This is a genomic window from Peribacillus frigoritolerans, from assembly GCF_030676415.1.
In the GTDB taxonomy this organism is placed as follows: domain Bacteria; phylum Bacillota; class Bacilli; order Bacillales; family DSM-1321; genus Peribacillus; species Peribacillus frigoritolerans_A.
In genome coordinates this window covers 17934-34111 of record NZ_JAUUTW010000044.1, presented here as the reverse complement: position 1 = coordinate 34111, position 16178 = coordinate 17934, and the positions used below count along the sequence as shown (strand labels likewise).

General features: G+C 40.8%; 17 protein-coding genes and 1 pseudogene. 11 read left to right on the top strand and 7 right to left on the bottom strand.

The window, feature by feature from the left end; all coding sequences use genetic code 11:
- The first annotated feature begins 283 nt into the window (after positions 1 to 283).
- From Q8G36_RS25825 to Q8G36_RS25795, 7 genes are all read left to right on the top strand, one after another.
- A complete protein-coding gene (locus Q8G36_RS25825) occupies positions 284 to 826 on the top strand; it encodes a helix-turn-helix domain-containing protein (RefSeq protein WP_305162642.1) in 543 nt (180 codons plus the stop codon).
- A 63-nt stretch (positions 827 to 889) separates the two neighbouring features.
- Complete coding sequence (locus tag Q8G36_RS25820; protein ID WP_305162641.1) at positions 890 to 1999, top strand: ABC transporter ATP-binding protein; 1110 nt, start codon at positions 890 to 892, stop codon at positions 1997 to 1999.
- Positions 1989 to 2792 carry an ABC transporter permease gene (locus Q8G36_RS25815; RefSeq protein ID WP_305162639.1) on the top strand — a complete coding sequence of 268 codons (804 nt, stop codon included), beginning with the start codon at positions 1989 to 1991 and terminating at the stop codon, positions 2790 to 2792. Before Q8G36_RS25820 ends, Q8G36_RS25815 begins: the two co-directional genes overlap by 11 nt.
- Position 2793: 1 nt before the next feature.
- Positions 2794 to 3597: an ABC transporter permease gene (locus Q8G36_RS25810; RefSeq protein ID WP_305162638.1), complete on the top strand. Its 804-nt coding sequence runs from the start codon at positions 2794 to 2796 to the stop codon at positions 3595 to 3597.
- The gene (locus Q8G36_RS25805; RefSeq protein ID WP_305162637.1) at positions 3594 to 4667 is read left to right on the top strand and encodes an ABC transporter substrate-binding protein; all 1074 of its coding nucleotides are present in this window, start codon (positions 3594 to 3596) and stop codon (positions 4665 to 4667) included. The genes Q8G36_RS25810 and Q8G36_RS25805 overlap by 4 nt, the downstream gene beginning before the upstream one ends.
- Before the next feature lie 301 nt (positions 4668 to 4968).
- Positions 4969 to 5859, top strand: a complete 891-nt coding sequence (locus tag Q8G36_RS25800) for a peptidylprolyl isomerase (RefSeq protein ID WP_305162636.1) — start codon at positions 4969 to 4971, stop codon at positions 5857 to 5859.
- Positions 5860 to 5880: 21 nt separating this feature from the next.
- Positions 5881 to 6159 carry a hypothetical protein gene (locus Q8G36_RS25795; RefSeq protein ID WP_305162635.1) on the top strand — a complete coding sequence of 93 codons (279 nt, stop codon included), beginning with the start codon at positions 5881 to 5883 and terminating at the stop codon, positions 6157 to 6159.
- Between the two features lie 42 nt (positions 6160 to 6201).
- Here Q8G36_RS25795 and Q8G36_RS25790 read toward each other — a convergent pair whose 3' ends face one another.
- Positions 6202 to 6726: a YtxH domain-containing protein gene (locus tag Q8G36_RS25790; RefSeq protein WP_305162634.1), complete on the bottom strand. Its 525-nt coding sequence runs from the start codon at positions 6724 to 6726 to the stop codon at positions 6202 to 6204.
- A gap of 169 nt (positions 6727 to 6895) precedes the next feature.
- Between Q8G36_RS25790 and Q8G36_RS25785 the strand changes: the two genes are divergently transcribed.
- A complete protein-coding gene (locus Q8G36_RS25785; protein ID WP_305162633.1) occupies positions 6896 to 7360 on the top strand; it encodes a MarR family winged helix-turn-helix transcriptional regulator in 465 nt (154 codons plus the stop codon).
- Positions 7361 to 7486: a hypothetical protein gene (locus Q8G36_RS25780; protein ID WP_305162632.1), complete on the top strand. Its 126-nt coding sequence runs from the start codon at positions 7361 to 7363 to the stop codon at positions 7484 to 7486.
- 6 nt (positions 7487 to 7492) lie between these two features.
- On the opposite strand, the gene Q8G36_RS25775 is transcribed toward Q8G36_RS25780, so the two are convergent.
- The 4 genes from Q8G36_RS25775 to nagA all read right to left on the bottom strand — a co-directional run bounded on the left by Q8G36_RS25775 (position 7493) and on the right by nagA (position 10929).
- Positions 7493 to 8215, bottom strand: coding sequence for an SIS domain-containing protein (locus Q8G36_RS25775; protein ID WP_305162630.1), 723 nt, complete (start codon positions 8213 to 8215; stop codon positions 7493 to 7495).
- Between the two features lie 63 nt (positions 8216 to 8278).
- Entirely contained in the window at positions 8279 to 9001 is a 723-nt protein-coding gene (locus tag Q8G36_RS25770) for a GntR family transcriptional regulator (RefSeq protein ID WP_305162629.1), read from the bottom strand.
- A 15-nt stretch (positions 9002 to 9016) separates the two neighbouring features.
- On the bottom strand, positions 9017 to 9751 hold the full coding sequence (gene nagB / locus Q8G36_RS25765) for a glucosamine-6-phosphate deaminase (protein WP_305162628.1): 735 nt from the start codon (positions 9749 to 9751) through the stop codon (positions 9017 to 9019).
- On the bottom strand, positions 9751 to 10929 hold the full coding sequence (nagA, locus tag Q8G36_RS25760) for an N-acetylglucosamine-6-phosphate deacetylase (protein ID WP_305162627.1): 1179 nt from the start codon (positions 10927 to 10929) through the stop codon (positions 9751 to 9753). The genes nagB and nagA overlap by 1 nt, the downstream gene beginning before the upstream one ends.
- 311 nt (positions 10930 to 11240) lie before the next feature.
- Here nagA and nagE point away from each other — a divergent pair, with 311 nt between their 5' ends.
- A complete protein-coding gene (gene nagE, locus Q8G36_RS25755; protein WP_305162626.1) occupies positions 11241 to 13151 on the top strand; it encodes an N-acetylglucosamine-specific PTS transporter subunit IIBC in 1911 nt (636 codons plus the stop codon).
- A 328-nt stretch (positions 13152 to 13479) separates the two neighbouring features.
- On the opposite strand, the pseudogene Q8G36_RS25750 reads toward nagE, so the two are convergent.
- A pseudogene (locus tag Q8G36_RS25750) lies at positions 13480 to 13885 on the bottom strand (ABC transporter ATP-binding protein); the annotation flags it as partial.
- A 7-nt stretch (positions 13886 to 13892) separates the two neighbouring features.
- On the opposite strand from Q8G36_RS25750, the gene Q8G36_RS25745 reads away from it, so the two are divergent.
- Positions 13893 to 14213 carry a hypothetical protein gene (locus tag Q8G36_RS25745; RefSeq protein ID WP_305162625.1) on the top strand — a complete coding sequence of 107 codons (321 nt, stop codon included), beginning with the start codon at positions 13893 to 13895 and terminating at the stop codon, positions 14211 to 14213.
- A gap of 121 nt (positions 14214 to 14334) precedes the next feature.
- Here the strand turns inward: Q8G36_RS25745 and Q8G36_RS25740 are convergent, their stop codons facing one another.
- The gene (locus Q8G36_RS25740) at positions 14335 to 16068 is read right to left on the bottom strand and encodes an AAA family ATPase (RefSeq protein WP_305162624.1); all 1734 of its coding nucleotides are present in this window, start codon (positions 16066 to 16068) and stop codon (positions 14335 to 14337) included.
- Positions 16069 to 16178: the final 110 nt, after the last annotated feature.

Genomic DNA, 16178 nt, shown 5'->3' with positions numbered 1-16178 from the left:
GATTTATAGGATTTTTTCCCTTCTAAGTACTCTAAAACTGCATTTGATTTTTCGTCTATCGTATATTTAGTCAAAAAAACTGCACCTCCAATTGTTAGATGTTGTCTAACAATTGGGGTGCAGTTCAGGTGGCGGTCCCTTTTTTGTACATACCTGGAAATCCAGTTTAAAGTTTCCTGTATTTCCTGTATAATATTATTCGTAAAATTAAACTGAAAGTTTACTTATATAAAACTTTATCTACTGTGGGTTTACTATAAGTAAACCGATTGAGGGTAATGGGATGCAAATCGGAAAAAAAATAAAGAACCTTCGCTTGAAAAAAGGATTGACCCAGGAAGAATTGGGGGAAAGAACGGATTTAAGCAAAGGATATATTTCACAGTTGGAAAGGGATCTTAGTTCCCCTTCAATTGAAACTCTTTTCAATATTTTAGAAGTACTCGGCTGCAAGCCGAAGCAGTTCTTCGATGAAGAGGATCAGGTCCAGAAAGTAGTTTATGAAGAAGAAGCACAAACATTTTTCATCGATGAAGAACGGGGGTATCAAATTCAGTGGCTTGTTCCTGAATCGAATGAAAAGGAAATGGAACCCATTCGACTGACTCTCCAGGAAAAAGGGGAGTTCAAACAATTTGAACCATCCTTGTCGGAAACATTCGGTTATGTATTAAGCGGAAGAGTCATTGTAAAGCTTGGTACACAAACGTATTTCGTCAAGGCAGGGGAGTCGATTTATTTTCATGCTTCAGATGAACATCAAATCATCAATGATTTTGAAGGTTCGTCCGAGTTATTACTCGTGGTGACGGAATCATACTTATAGAATTCAAAACAAATGCAATCGTTGAAGATGGTTGAGTAAGGTAATGGAGAGAGGGAAGAAGCTATGGCAAACGGGAATATAATACGCTTCGATCAGGTTACGAAGCAATTTGATGATGATACGGTAGTTCTCGATAATGTTAGTTTTGAAATCGAGAGAGGGAAGTTCTATACGCTCTTGGGTCCTTCCGGATGTGGGAAGACCACGATCCTTCGCTTGATTGCCGGATTTACGGAAGCCTCCAAAGGTGATATTTACTTTGAAGGAAAAAAGATCAATGATGTGCCAGCCAATAAAAGGCAAGTGAATACGGTATTTCAAGATTATGCACTTTTTCCGCATTTAAATGTGTTTGAAAATGTAGCATTTGGTCTTCGGATCAAAAAAATGAAGAATTCGGAAGTGGAAATAAAGGTGAAGGAAGCCCTCAGCTTTGTTAATTTGGAAGGGTATGAAAAACGGGAAATCAGGGAAATGTCCGGCGGTCAGCGGCAACGGGTAGCGATTGCAAGGGCTATTGTTAATGAACCGGAAGTCATCCTTTTGGATGAACCGCTATCTGCCCTCGATTTGAAATTGCGTACAGAAATGCAATATGAATTGCGGGAGCTGCAACAGAGGCTTGGAATCACGTTTATCTTCGTCACTCATGACCAAGAGGAAGCCTTAGCGATGTCAGATGAGATTTTTGTCCTTAACAAAGGGAAAATCCAGCAAAGTGGGACCCCTACGGATATTTATGATGAACCGCTGAATCGGTTCGTTGCCGATTTCATCGGTGAGTCTAATATTGTAAAAGGAAAAATGATTGAAGATTACCTCGTGGAATTTGTCGGCAGACAGTTCCAATGTGTCGACCAAGGATTGAACAGTAATGAAGCTGTCGATATTGTCATCCGCCCGGAAGATTTAGAGATTACTTCCGTCGATCGCGGAAAACTGCAAGTTCGGGTGGACTCCCAGCTATTTCGCGGTGTTCATTATGAAATCAGCTGTTATGACCATGATGGAAATGAATGGCTTGTCCAATCAACAAAAAAAGTGGCAGTTGGAGATGAAATAGGTCTTTATTTCGACCCAGAATCGATTCATGTCATGCGATTGGGTGAAACTGAAGAGGAATTCGATAAGCGTCTGGAAGCGTATCATGATGGGGAAAGTCATGAAGAATAAAATATCCCGGAATATTTACTTCGTACCCTATGTCTTATGGATTGCTTTATTCGTGATCGCACCGATTTTGTTAATCCTTTACTATTCCTTCTTTGACATTGAAGGCAATCTATCTTTGATTAACTATCAAAAGTTCTTTACGCCAGTATATTTAAAAATGACTTTAAGCTCATTTTGGTATGCTTTCCTGATTACGGGAATATCCCTTTTAGTCGCTTACCCGACCGCCTATTTGTTAACGAAAACCAAGCATAAGCAGTTGTGGCTTTTGCTGATTATCGTGCCTTCCTGGATCAATTTACTTTTGAAGGCTTATGCCTTCATTGGTATTTTTGGCACGTATGGTGTGGCGAATGGTTTTCTAGAGGCTGTAGGAATCGGAAAGCAACAGATTCTCTTTACGGATTTCAGCTTCATATTCGTTTCGGTTTATATTTTCATCCCGTTTATGATCTTACCGATATTCAATGCGCTTGATAAAATGAATCCAACCCTTTTGGATGCGGCCAATGACTTGGGAGCGTCCCGATGGATGACATTTCGCCGTGTCATTTTTCCATTGACGTTAGATGGTGTAAAGACGGGATGCCAGGTAGTCTTCATCCCGGCGCTTTCATTGTTCATGCTTACAAGACTGATTGCCGGTAACCGTGTCATTACGCTTGGTACGGCTATCGAGCAGCACTTCCTTGTGACACAGGATTGGGGAATGGGTTCCACAATCGCGGTATTTTTGATTATAATAATGTTCCTGATTATGTTTGTAACGGGTAACCGAAAGCAGGGTGTGTAAATTGGACAATAAATTATCACCAATATCAAAAGCGTTTCTCGTTTTGATTTTTCTCATTCTCTATGCACCGATTTTCTTTTTAGTCTTTTACTCTTTTAACAGCGGTGGAACGATGTATGACTTTAAAGGGTTCACGATGGAGTGGTACAAGGAACTGTTCCAAGATACAAGGCTGTTGATCATTGTATTGAATACACTTGTGATTGCTTTATTATCTGCACTGATCGCAACGATCATAGGGGTGATAGGGGCGATTGGAATTCGGTCCTTTACGAGCAATAAGGCTAAGAATACGGTATTGTCATTGAATAATGTATTGATTGTCAGTCCCGATGTGATCATCGGTGCTTCCTTCCTGATTTTATTCACAATGGCCGGGATCAAGCTTGGATTCTACTCGGTACTGTTGTCGCATATCGCCTTCAGTATCCCGATCGTTGTGCTGCTGGTCCTTCCGAAACTTCAGGAAATGAGCCCTACTTTAATTGATGCGGCCCGAGATTTAGGGGCAAGCCGGTGGGATGTATTGACGAAGGTCATCCTTCCATACATCCTACCAGGTATCTTTGCTGGTTTTTTTATGGCATTGACTTATTCACTTGATGATTTTGCGGTTACGTTCTTTGTGACCGGTAATGGCTTCTCCACTCTTTCTGTGGAAATCTATTCATTGGCCCGCCGTGGGATTTCATTGAATATCAATGCACTATCGACACTGCTGTTCGTCGTGACACTGCTGTTGGTTGTCGTATATTACTTTATAACTCAACGTGTAAGGCAAATGGGAATGGGGGGGAAACGATGAAAAGGCTTGTCCAAATGTTTCTGCTCATTTCCCTCGTATCCGCTTTGCTGCTATATGCGATTTCAAGATTGAATTCATCGCAGGGGTTTACGAGCGGCAATACGCTTACCATCTATAATTGGGGCGATTACATCGATACGGATTTAATCGAACGTTTTGAAGAAGAAACAGGTATAAAGGTCATTTATGAGACGTTCGATTCGAATGAGGCCATGATGACTAAAATCGAACAGGGCGGCACGACTTATGATATTGCCATTCCGTCTGAGTATATGATCGATAAGATGAGGCAAGAAGACTTGCTGGTTCCCTTGGATCATTCCAAGCTTCCGAATTTGAAAAATATCGATGAGCGATTCATCGATCTGCCATTCGATCCGGAGAATAAATATTCCGTCCCGTATTTCTGGGGAACGGTTGGAATTGTTTACAATTCCAAGATGCTCGGTGGCAAAGAAATAACGGCCTGGGCGGATTTATGGGATAAAGATTTAAAAAATGAAATCCTTTTGACGGATGGGGCTAGAGAAGTGATGGGCATGGGTCTGAACTCTTTGAATTATTCATTGAATGATATAGATGAAGAACACCTTCAAGAGGCAAAATCCAGACTTGATGCCCTCACCCCTAATATTAAAGCGATAGTAGGAGATGAAAGCCGCATGCTATTGGAAGCCCAGGAAGCGGCAATTGGCCTTGTTTGGTCGGGAGTTGCTTCTGAAATCATGGCTGAAAATGAAGATCTCGAATACGTTGTTCCAAAAGAGGGGTCCAATTTATGGTTTGATAATATGGTCATCCCGAAAACGACCAAAAATGTCGAAGCGGCTCACCAGTTCATCAACTTCATGCTGGACCCGAAAGTTGCGGCACAGAATGCTGAATATGTAAGTTACTCGACACCTAATAAAGAAGCACTGAAATATATGCCTGAAGAAGTGGTGAAGGATGAACGTTTCTATCCATCACCGGAACTGACAAAGAAACTGGAAGTGTACGAAAACCTTGGGAAGAAAAACTTGGCCCATTACAACGAACTCTTCCTTGAATTCAAGATGCATCGTAAATAACACAAGAAAAAAGCATGGTGTAGGGATTCCCTCCGTACACCATGCTTTTTCGTTTCTGTGTTTTTGCACTCTGTTACCTATATAACAAAAGTCGTTATAACTGTATAATTTCGTTTTTTGTAGTGATCAACCAAATTCTCAATGTGAATTGGTAGCAGAAGGAAATACTCTAAAATATCTGTAAGGATATAAGTATGTTAGTATAATGATGGGTTAGTGCATATTGAAGGTTGAATTAATATCTTAAGGATTAATTAATATTTCCAAGCTATCATAATAGAAAAATTAAGGGAGAGTATTCATGAAACTATTAAAAAGCACGAAGGCATATATTTGGGCAGGGAGCATTTTAATCATTGCCGGGATCATGGCATTTGCGATGATTTCGTCCACGGATAAGACAATAGCTAGTATCGATGGCGAGAAAATCAATAAGGATGAGCTATATGACGCGCTTGTTGCGGGGTACGGAGCAGATACTTTAGACCTGTTAATTACGAATAAATTGGTTGAATTGGAAGCGGAAAAAGCAGGAATTAAAATTAAGGATGAAGAAATACAGAAAGAAATCGATATTATGGTGGAGTCCTATGGTGATGAAAAGTCGTTAAAAGAGCAATTGGAAGCAAGCGGTTCTTCTATGGAAGCCTTAAAAAAGGACATCGTGGTTTACCTGCAAACGAAAAAACTGGTTGAACCGAGAATAACCGTGACGGACGATGAAATCAGTACGTATTTTGAAGATAACAAAGATACATTTGCTCAAGCGGAACAAGTGGAAGCTAGTCATATTTTAGTCGAAGACGAAAAAACGGCTAAAAAAGTTGCGAAAGAAATCGCAGAAGGCGGTGATTTCGCTAAATTGGCAGCTGAATATTCCACTGATACTGAAACGGCGGATAACGGTGGAAGCCTAGGATATTTTGGGAAAGGTGATATGGTGGAAGAGTTTGAAGATGTTGCCTTTGATCTTGATATAAATAAAGTCAGTGATCCAGTCAAATCCGATTATGGATACCATATCATAAAAGTAACCGGTAAGAAGGAAGCAAAAAAAGCTAATTTAGAAGACAGTAAAGAAGTAATTAAAGAAACGCTTCTTTCTGAAAGATTACAAGAGGAATATCCCGTTTGGTTAGCCGAAGTGAAAAAAGACCATGAGATAACGAATAAATTAGAGGGTTCTAACTAAGGTTTTCAAATGAAGTGATATATGAAAAAACAAAAGGGTTCTGGAAAATGTACCTTTCATCGAATGATGTTCCCGATCCAATTGGCCCAAAGCAACACCTTCAACTCCATAGGTATGGTTCTGTCTAAACTTTATACAGAGTTGATTGGAGCGGAAGGTACGAGAATCCGCAGGCGAAAGCCGAGGAGGCTCCCCGACCGCCCGCGGAAAGCGAGTGCCTGGAGTGGAAATCAACGTCCAAATTGTACAAGCCATAAAAATAGACAAACTCGATTTTCATCGAGTTTGTCTACAGTCTGAAAGCTGAGGCTTAATGCCTCAGCTTTTTTATATATTTATATATTAGAAGTTGGATGAGATGGATTTTTGATTGGATAATCCTGATTTTTTAACGATTTCATCACTTTCTCTTTCACCTTTATCATTATCGGATATCAATGATTGTGATGGCGTTTCTTTCAGCTGTTTACCGGCAACGACCACCTTTGAACCGATGTCCTTCAATTCACTTGTTGCGTCTTTAGCTGTACCAAGGGCATCAGTGGAGATATCCTTTACTTCGGATACTTTACCCACCACGTCTTCATTGACGGTTTCATATAGTGTTTCAACGTCATTGATTGCCTCTTTAATAGTCTCCGTTGCCCCTTTGACTCCTGATACCATCTGTTCCTTCATTTCTCCGGGATTTTCCTTGACCTGTTCAATCATATTCATGGAGTTGTCTTTTAAAAGGACGGCTGATCGCTTTACTTTATTTCTTGTGTTGGAGTCAAGCAAGGTCAACGCACCACCAACAAGCCCCCCAATTAGAATCCCTTTTAAAAGCTTGCTATTCGTTTGAGTTTCGATAGTTGATTGAGTCATTTATATTTCCTCCTTTAGAATAGTAGATTGTTTGCTTACTTTGGGTTTTCCCTTATTTACCATAAGTTAAACTGGAAATAATAAACTATCATGGGATTGACATAATAAATAAAACAATAGTAATCTACATATAGTTAAATGACTGAACTACTTTTTGGGAGGTGCAACGATGACTAATGAAAAAGTTTCTGGATTGATTGATCGATACATGAAGGTTTCCTTCTATGTCAATAAGATGGGGGAGCTTTTAATAAAAGATCAGATTTGTGATGTGCTGACGAACGAACAATACTATACTTTACGGTTCATTCATCAACAGCAGTTGTGTACATCGACGGAAATCAGTGATGCCTTTTATATAAATAAGAGTGCCGTCACGTCCAACATCAACAGGCTGGAAGGCAAAGGATTGATAGAAAGGGAACAGGACCTGGTTGATCGAAGGGTCTTTCACTTGAAGCTTTCCAAAGAGGGGGAAACATTGTTACAGGAAACGGAAAATAAGGTTCATAAATTGGTAGAGAGCATCATGACGAAATTCGATTATGAAGAGATTGTTAAATTCCTTGATACATATGAGAAACTTTCGCAAATTTTCATTCAAATGAAGAATGGGGAATGGGAGGAAATATAAATGAGGGCGATCATAAAGGGAAGTACCCTTGAACTAAAGAAGGCATCCGCATGGGTGCCTTCTTTAATATTTATCGTGACTGCTTTTATGAGGAACATAAAAGCTTATGTATTCCTTTTTGGCTAAACCGAGTCATAATTGGGGGATTCGTGTTTTATATTTCGCGATGATCTTTTGATTGTGTTCATCTGCCCCTTCGATATTACTGCTTAGGAATACGGGAGGGGTCTCCCCTGATTCAATAATCGTTTGGATGACTTGGGTGAAAATCATATTGAGGAGAACGGCCCCGATCACGGTCGATCCAGAACCAAAAGATATATTATTTGATTTCAGTAATGTGTCACCTTTGGCAATATGATTGTCTATGACCAAATCAACGACATCGTGGAGATAATGCTTATGTTTATGCCGTGAAGGACAACCTTTTGCATACTCCGGTGATGTCAGTCCAATGACGAAGGCCCCTTTTTCTTTTGCGATAGTGGCGACATCTATGGGAACGGGATTTACGCCGGATGATGAAATGACGATACAGACATCACCAGGACGGATATCCTCATCATGCATGAATTTCTCTGATAGGTCATTTTGCCGTTCAAGTTGTGATGACCTTGAAGCTCCCTTAAAAAGCATCAAATCTTCAACGAAAATAGGACGAATTGCGGCTAACCCACCTGCCCGGTAGAATACTTCTTCCGTCAAAATATGAGAGTGTCCGCTTCCGAATAGATGGATGATCCCATCTGACATCACTGCTTTTGAGATATATTCAACAGATTCCTTAATTGATTGCTTTTCCTGTTCTCCCACAATTGTGAGTAAAGCCTGCACTTCTTCAAAGTATGAGTTCATATATGTGATACCCTCCGATTACCTTTGGCAATTAAAAGACTATGGTGATGAAAATATTCAATTTTATCTGCTTATAGTGATAGTGAACTTATACCTGTCCGCACGATAAGCAGATTTAACATATTCAAGGGGAGTTCCATCTATTAGGAACGTATGCCTTTGAATGAATAATATGGGTGAGTGCTTTGGAATCGATAAATGGGTGACTTCTAATTCAGAAGCAATCGATGATTCCAACGTTTGTGTAGCATAGTCTATTTTAAGTTTAACGTAATTCTCCACATATTGGTAAAGGGAAAGGTTAATGATTTCTTCCGTTAATCCTTTAATTAAATTGGCAGACATGTACACGGTCTCGAGCGCCATTGGAACATCATCAGCCAATCGAATGCGTTTTATTTCATAAACGGGAGCATAAAGGGAAATGTGCAATTCACTGGCAATCTTCTTATCAGCCGGAATGATTTCAAAGCTCAGCAGCTTACTGCTTGGATTTAATCCCCTGGCTTTCATGTCCTCCGTGAAGCTGGTCAACCCATTGAGCTGCTGCTCCAACTTCTTATCGGCGACAAAGGTTCCCCTTCCTTTTTGACGGTATAAGTATCCGTCATTCACCAAATTATTTATAGCTTGCCGGACGGTCATCCGGCTAATTTCGAATTGCTCGGCATATTCACGTTCAGATGGAAGGGCATCGTGCGCTTGGAACTCACCGTTTTCTATCTGTCTTTTTATTTTTTCTTCGATTTGAAAATAAATCGGAAGAGGTGAGTTTTTATCAATCATCGACTTTCGCTCCTTTTAGGGTATTATCAATCCGGATAATGCTTTTTGGTCTGCGATAATTGTAACATTATTATGTTTTTTAAGGATAGATGCAGGGAATTCCTCTGAAATGTCACCGTGTATTAATTTCTTCAAGGTTTCGGCTTTTTCTTCACCAGATATCAGCAGCAGAATCTCTTTGCTTTTCATGATTATTGAAATGCCCATCGTAACGGCATGTGTAGGAACTTCGTCTATGGAATCGAAATAACGAGCATTCGCTTGGCGCGTTGAATCTTCAAGTGTCACGACATGTGTACCGGATGTGAAGGAAGTTCCAGGTTCATTAAAACCAATATGGCCATTTTGCCCAATGCCAAGTATCTGAAGATCGATCCCTCCCACGGAATCTATCATTTCGTCATACCGTTTACATTCTCCGTTGGTGTCATCAGCTGTGCCATTTGGTACGTGGGTGCGCTCTTTATTTATATTGATGTGAGTGAATAAGGAGTCATCCATATAATAATGGTAACTGTTTGGATCATTTGGTTTTAAGCCGATATACTCATCAAGATTAAAAGACGTTACATTTTCATAAGAAGTATGATTACGTACGTGATCTTCAATCAAATTATCATACATTCCTTTTGGGGTACCGCCCGTTGCAAGACCTAATTTGATGTTTGGATTTCCTTTGACTTTTCCGATCACTATTTCTGCGGCTGTCCGGCTCATTTCTGTGTAGTCCTGAACTTGTATGATATTCATTATACATTCTCCTTTTTAAAAGCTAAATTTCCTCTGCAGAACGTCATTTCAACGTCCAAGCGGTCATTCAATATTACAAGATCGGCGTCTTTGCCGACCTGGATGCTTCCTTTTCTATCAAAAATCCGAAGCTGTTTGGCAGGGTTTTCTGCTGTCATTTTTATAATGTCCGTCATGGAACAATCGGTATATTCCAATGTATTTTTGATGGCATTGTTCATTTTCAATATACTGCCGGCTAGTGTACCGTTTGAAAGCGTTGCTTTCGTTTCGTCAACATACACAGGCTGACCACCTAAATCGTAGGTTCCTTTTTCGAGCCATTTGGCACGAAGCGAGTCCGTTATCAAGATCATGCGTTCACTGGTAATTTGGTTAAATGCCAGCTTCGCCATTTCCGGCCTGCAGTGAATGCCGTCAGCAATAAGTTCAACATATAGCTCGTCCCGAAGATAAGCAGCTCCCAAAACACCAGGTTCGCGGTGATGGAGTCCCCGCATTCCATTATAAAGATGTGTAACGTGGGTAGTCCCTGCTTGGATTGCTTCATCAATTTGGTCATAGGTTGCATCTGAATGTCCAATGGAAGCGACAACGCCAGTTTCCCTTAAGTGTGCGGCAAGATCTAATCCGTTTGGTTGTTCAGGAGCAAGCGTTACAAGCTTGATTTGATTTTCGGCCATTTCCTGCCACCTTTTAAATAGAGTGACATCAGGATCAACGATATACTCCTCAGGCTGTGCTCCTTTACGGGCCGGTGAAATGAAAGGACCTTCTAAATGAATCCCAACTATTTCAGCGTGTTCTTGAGTTTGATTTTCGATATATTTACCAGCATTAAGAAGTGCTGATTCAATGGCTTGGGTAGATTGAGTCATTGTAGTGGCCAGAAAGCTGGTGGTTCCTTCTTTGGGAAGAGTCGCTGCCATTGTGGATAATGCTTCATGTGTGGCATCCATTGCATCGGAATTGGATGCTCCGTGAATATGAATGTCGATGGCACCGGGAATTACCTGATAATCAGGTGAAAGAGTAATTACCTTGGCGTCATCTTCCTGTTTGTATTGGCTGACTGGACCAACTTCGGCAATTTTTCCATCCACGACTTTAATATACCCATTTTTGTATGTTTCCTTTTCGCCATGAACTATTAGATTATTAATAATGAATGTTTTCATACATAATCTCCTTTATGAAAGTAAAACTTAATGAATGAGTCATGAAATGGTCTCATATATTTTGCCCTCATTTTATCGTTTTTATTAAAAGTTGTCTAGACCAGTTAGGGAGTAACAGGAGTAAAAATGATATTTTTGCTTTATTTTCGAAGAATATAGTCTATTTTCAAGTAAATTGGTATAGACATCTATATATTTTCTGTGCTAGTATAAGCAAAAGAAAAGTTAATATATTGATAAAATGAAAACGCTTTATACGTCTTTTCGTTCTGCTGAATTAAAAGAAGTTAGGAACAAGGGAGATGAGTTCGATGTTAAATTTTTTACAAAAAATTGGGAAAGCTTTAATGTTACCGATTGCCGTTTTGCCAGCAGCGGCTTTATTGCTTCGTTTAGGGCAACCTGATTTACTAGATATTCCATTTATGGCTGCCTCGGGACAAGCTATTTTTGATAACCTTGCCATATTGTTCGCTTTAGGTATAGCGATTGGGTTATCCAAAGATGGAAGCGGTGCTGCGGCCTTAGCAGGTCTTGTTGGCTACTTTGTTTTAACGAATGGTACACAAGCGATTAATAAAGATATCAACATGGCTGTTTTAGGCGGTATCATATCTGGTATAGTTGCCGCTCTTCTATATAATAGATACTCCGACATAAGACTCCCTGAATGGCTTGGATTCTTTTCAGGGAAACGATTCGTCCCGATCATCACTTCGCTTGCGATGATTATACTTGCGGGAATATTCGGTTTTGTTTGGCCGCCGATTCAAGAGGTAATCAATAGTGTTGGAGACTGGATTACAGGTGCAGGGGCATTGGGAGCCGGCGTATTCGGCGTATTGAATCGCTTATTGCTTCCAGTAGGATTGCATCATGTCTTGAATAGTATGGTTTGGTTCGTTTTTGGTGAATACAATGGAGCGACAGGTGATATAAACCGTTTCTTCGCAGGGGACCCGACTGCTGGGCCCTTCATGACCGGCTTTTTCCCGATCATGATGTTCGGCCTTCCAGCTGCAGCATTAGCGATGATTGCAGCTGCTAAGAAAGAAAAACGTAAATTGGTTACGGGGATGCTTGTTGGGTTAGCTTTCACTTCTTTCCTTACAGGAATCACTGAACCGATTGAATTTCTGTTCATGTTCATCGCACCGGTGTTATATGTAATACATGCGCTTTTAACTGGGGTTTCCCTGGCACTTGCTGTTATATTGGATATCCATCATGGTTTTGGATTCTCCGCAGGAGCCATTGATTATTTCTTGAACTTTGGTATTGCGCAAAAACCGCTATGGTTAATACCGATTGGATTGGTATACGCGGCAGTTTACTTCGTAATTTTCTATTTTGTCATCAAGATCATGGATTTAAAAACACCTGGCCGTGAAGACGATGAGGAAGAAGTGGAAGAAGAAACTATTGTGAAAACAGGGGATAAATATACCGATATGGGATCGCTTTTCATTCAAGATCTTGGCGGTAAAGAGAATATAAAGCTAATTGATAACTGTGCAACACGCTTGCGTTTACAAGTGGCCGATTCAGGAAATGTGAATGAAGCAGCCTTGAAACGGCATGGTGCGCGCGGTGTCATGAAGTTGAATAAATCGAGTGTGCAGGTCATTGTTGGAACGAATGTTGAATTCGTTGCAAATGCAATGAAACAACTTGTCAAGGATGGTGTCGACCCAAGCCAAGTGAAAACAAGTCCATCTGCACAAGTGGCAGAGGATATTGTAGAGGAAAACCAAGCTTTGGGTGCAAATGACTTTGTCCTTCCAATTGAAGGAACCGTTTTACCGATAGAACAAGTTCCCGATCAAGTGTTTGCTATGAAAATGATGGGGGATGGCTTTGCTATCGAGCCAGTCAACGGAAAACTAGTATCCCCAATCGATGGAGAAGTTCTAAGTATCTTCCCGACAAATCATGCACTGGGATTGAAAATGGATAATGGTCTGGAAATTCTGATCCATGTTGGCTTAGATACAGTTAAGTTAAATGGAGAAGGGTTTACATCTCTTGTGCAAGAAGGTCAAAGAATAACAAAAGGAACACCTCTTTTAGAAATTGATTTAGATTTCATAAAGCGGAATGCTCCATCAACGGTCACTCCTATTATATTCACTAACTTACCAGAAGGAACGGCAGTGAAATTGCAAAAGTCAGGGATTCAGAAACAAAATACACCTGATATCATCCAGTTAGAAAAACTATAAATTTGTAAAAAAAGGGATGTCGACTAGTCGACATCCCTTTCAGACTGTAGTCAAACTCGATGTAAAGCGAGTTTGACTGCAGTTTTTTTTCTTTGAAAGAAGTTCCAGTTGATTTCAGAAATCCGCTCCCTTTCCGCCGACTGTCTGCCAAGCCTCATCAAAGCAAGCGCCTGTGGGGTCTCGGCTAGCCAGTTATTCGGCAGGAGTGTCGCAAATTTCTTTAATCCATTAAGGGTTTCCCCTGATAGTAAAAAACATAACAAATTTTTCTTTTTAAATCATGGTTTGGGATTAGACCATTCGGAACCCCATTTTTATGCTGCACCTATTAATTGGATAAAACGGCTTCTTTCTGTTCTTCTTTTTTTGATAAATTATCATAACCGAAACAAACGGGAGCCCCATTGGCAGGGTCTATCATAACCCTTGCATGAATACGGAAGACTTCTTCTAAAACGGCAGGTGTAATGATTTCGCCCGGGTTACCGATTTTTACGATTTCTCCTTCCTTCATCGTTATGATTTCATGTGAAAACCGAGACGCATGGTTGATATCATGCAGTACCATCACGATGGTTTTTTCTGTTTCCTGTTAAGCCTCTCAACAATTTGTAAAACCTCCAGTTGATGAGCCATATATCAAGGTAGGTGGTAGGTTCATCCAGTAATAAAATCTCCTTTTGCTGTGCTAAAGCCATTGCTAGCCAAACTTTTTGTCTTTGACCGCCGGGCATACATCAGGTGATCCGGATAGGGCGGCTTGGTACAATCATCATTTATACATTGATTAGCATTGTCGGCATCCTAGCCAGCATTCTGGGGGCAGTGGGCACTAGCTCGATAGGAATGAATGTGGAGCAGCTTGTTAATTTAACATCCTATCAATTTGCTCTCCTCGGTTCTGTGGCTTTGCTCGTCATAGCCCTATTATTTGCGATGTGTTTGCACAAGGGTGATTTTAAGGCCAAGATACCGAAACAGAATATGGCTAAATCCCTTAATGTAAACAGGTCAGAAGCGGATAACGGTGATTTGCCAGTGACCTCCCTTTCATTTTTCTAGCAGTAAAGGGACTGCCTACATAAAATATTTATAGATTGGCTTTACGGCTCACTACCATATATAAAAAAGAGCCTGTTCGATTCGAACAGGCTCTAAACATTACATTAGTCTTTTAAACACGTTAAGCATTCGAGCAAATGCCGGTTATTTCCGATGCATCAACGATACGTTGAACTTCTGATCCCTCGAGTGTCTCTTTTTTCAATAACTCTTCAACGAGCTCTTCATACTGTAAGCGATTCGAGTCAATCAACATTTCCGTTTCCTGAATCGCTTTCGTGAATAATTCCTGCATCTTTTGCTCCTTCTCACCTTTATTAAAGGTGAGAGTAAATCCATCTTGAAGCATTCCGGTATCGACCATTTGTTCAAGTAGATGTTTCGCCTGCTGTACATCTCCGCCTACACCGATGCTATGTTCTCCTAAATACATTCTTTCCGCCACGCCACCTGCTAAAATCATTTTGACTTGATCAAGCAATTCACTGGCTGTTGCCAGATGGAGTTCTTTTGGTATTGGCGCTACATACCCAAGGGCTTCCCCACGCGGAATGATGGTCGCCTTTCGTACGGAACCGGGCTTTGTCAAAGCTGCGATCAGGGCATGTCCACTTTCATGAATGGCCACGCGCCGCTTCGTATCCGCATCATTCAAGGTACGTGATGTCGCTCCAAGTATCGTACGGTCAATGGCGTAATCAAGATCCTGTTTACGAATCATATCCTGTTCATTCCTCAGGGCATGACGTGAGGCAGTATCGAACAGGGAGCTTAAGTCAGCACCGGAGAAACCGGATGTGCTTTCTGCCAACTCATCCAGGGAAGCCAGGACATCTGTCGCTAGACGCTTTCCCTTCGTATGGATATCGATGATTTCCTTTCTTCCTTGTGTATCTGGAAGTGGAACTTGGAAAGAGAAATCGATCCTGCCCGGACGTAGAAATGCCTCATCGAGCATATCTTTCCGGTTGGTCGCTGCAATGAATAAAATGCCTTCATTTGGATGGCCTCCATCCAATTGCACAAGCAGTTCAGTTAACGTTTTTTCGCCTTCTTCCCCGCCATGAGCTTTCCTTTTACCAGCCAACGCGTCCACTTCATCGATGAAAATGACAGCTGGCGATTGCTTACGTGCATTTTGGAAAAGGCTGCGGACACGGGCTGCACCGACTCCAACAAACATTTCGTTGAAGGCTGAACCGCTCGTTGAGAAGAAGTTTGCACCAAGCTCTTTTGCAATTGCCTGTGCAAGCAGTGTTTTCCCCGTTCCAGGGGGGCCGTATAATAAAATGCCTTGAGGCGGCTTAATTCCAATTTTAGCTGAACGTTCAGGTTCCTTTAGTGTAGTGAGTGTCTGTAGGATTTCCTGTTTGATTTCGGATTGCAAACCGCCTACATCATCCAAAGTTATCTCTGGCAGGGGCTTTGGGGAGGAAAGGCTTTGTTTTTTACTGCCGATCCGCAATCCGCCCTTTGATTTTTTCTGTATAATGACAGCGGTTGTGACGAGAGCCGCCATTAATCCGCCTAAAATCCATAATGCTGATTTATTAGTTGATGAAAAAGAATATTGAACGTTATAAGTTTCGACAAGTTTATTGGTCATTTGACTGTTGGGAGGAATACTGGAAACGTATTCTCCATCTGGTGTGGAGATGTGAAGAGTGCCATTTCTTTTTTCTTCAATGGTGACAAGGGCTCCATCTTGGGCTTTAATCTTCTTTTCCACCGAAGAAAAAGGAATGACCATATCCTTTGACTGAGTAACAACATACCAACTGATTCCAGCAATTATCACAATGAGAGCCGTCAGGAACGGCAGCAACTTCGAAACTAATTTAGAGTTCGAGTTCAATTTTTCATCTCCTTTAAGAATATATATTCAGTATAAAATTTTTAAACATGTAATCATAGCCTAAAATAAAGTAAATAATGTTAAATAAAAGAAATGCATTTAATTATGAA

Excerpts from the sequence above, each read along its gene's own strand:
- Q8G36_RS25790 (WP_305162634.1), bottom strand. The coding sequence starts at position 6,726 with ATGACTCAATCAACTATCGAAACTCAAACGAATAGCAAGCTTTTAAAA.
- Q8G36_RS25815 (WP_305162639.1), top strand. The coding sequence starts at position 1,989 with ATGAAGAATAAAATATCCCGGAATATTTACTTCGTACCCTATGTCTTA.
- Q8G36_RS25820 (WP_305162641.1), top strand. The coding sequence starts at position 890 with ATGGCAAACGGGAATATAATACGCTTCGATCAGGTTACGAAGCAATTT.
- nagB (WP_305162628.1), bottom strand. The coding sequence starts at position 9,751 with ATGAATATCATACAAGTTCAGGACTACACAGAAATGAGCCGGACAGCC.
- Q8G36_RS25770 (WP_305162629.1), bottom strand. The coding sequence starts at position 9,001 with ATGATTGATAAAAACTCACCTCTTCCGATTTATTTTCAAATCGAAGAA.
- Q8G36_RS25805 (WP_305162637.1), top strand. The coding sequence starts at position 3,594 with ATGAAAAGGCTTGTCCAAATGTTTCTGCTCATTTCCCTCGTATCCGCT.
- Q8G36_RS25800 (WP_305162636.1), top strand. The coding sequence starts at position 4,969 with ATGAAACTATTAAAAAGCACGAAGGCATATATTTGGGCAGGGAGCATT.
- Q8G36_RS25825 (WP_305162642.1), top strand. The coding sequence starts at position 284 with ATGCAAATCGGAAAAAAAATAAAGAACCTTCGCTTGAAAAAAGGATTG.
- Q8G36_RS25795 (WP_305162635.1), top strand. The coding sequence starts at position 5,881 with ATGAAAAAACAAAAGGGTTCTGGAAAATGTACCTTTCATCGAATGATG.
- Q8G36_RS25775 (WP_305162630.1), bottom strand. The coding sequence starts at position 8,215 with ATGAACTCATACTTTGAAGAAGTGCAGGCTTTACTCACAATTGTGGGA.
- Q8G36_RS25780 (WP_305162632.1), top strand. The coding sequence starts at position 7,361 with ATGAGGGCGATCATAAAGGGAAGTACCCTTGAACTAAAGAAGGCATCC.
- nagA (WP_305162627.1), bottom strand. The coding sequence starts at position 10,929 with ATGAAAACATTCATTATTAATAATCTAATAGTTCATGGCGAAAAGGAA.
- Q8G36_RS25785 (WP_305162633.1), top strand. The coding sequence starts at position 6,896 with ATGACTAATGAAAAAGTTTCTGGATTGATTGATCGATACATGAAGGTT.
- nagE (WP_305162626.1), top strand. The coding sequence starts at position 11,241 with ATGTTAAATTTTTTACAAAAAATTGGGAAAGCTTTAATGTTACCGATT.